At 51.4% G+C, this 527-nt stretch carries 1 protein-coding gene; it reads right to left on the bottom strand.

Going from position 1 to position 527, the window contains the following annotated elements; translation table 11 throughout:
- Positions 1-527: autotransporter domain-containing protein (locus HMPREF3201_RS11910; RefSeq protein ID WP_197408274.1), on the bottom strand; the 527-nt coding region annotated here is incomplete at both ends.

Here is a 527-nt window from a genome sequence, read left to right as displayed (position 1 = left end):
AGCTCGTTTTTTCATTAATATTCTGTCCCAAGCGGAAGCCTAAGCGACCGATGAAACTGTTGACGCTGTCTAAGTCGTGATTGATTCCATCGCTGCTGGTGTAGGACTTGCTGTTCATGTGCGTGTACTGCAGCTGTGCCTGCGGTTCAAAATACCAGCCGTCTTTCAAATCGTAGCTGCGGCCCGTTTCGACACTGGCCTGTTGGTACCAGGTACCGAAGGAGCTGTCCGACTGGTCGCCATTAATTAGGAAGGTATGGCTGTTGCCCATGACCCTACCGATGCGGCCGACAACGTCGACATACCGGCCATCGTTTCCGAGCCAGGTGTGGTAGAGAGCACCACTGTAACGGTTGTATTTCCCGTTTCCATCAGCAAAGGAGTCTTTACCGCGAAGATAGGTGAAGACGACACCTTGATGGATCGTACTGCCGTCATTGCGAGTCATGACAAAATCTTTTCCTAATTCAAAGCGATTGCTGTGACCGGAGTAGGAATCGCGGTCCTGATGGGTATAGGTCGTGCGA

The organism is Megasphaera sp. MJR8396C (genome assembly GCF_001546855.1).
GTDB lineage: Bacteria > Bacillota > Negativicutes > Veillonellales > Megasphaeraceae > Megasphaera.
This window is presented reverse-complemented; position numbering and strand designations above follow the sequence as displayed.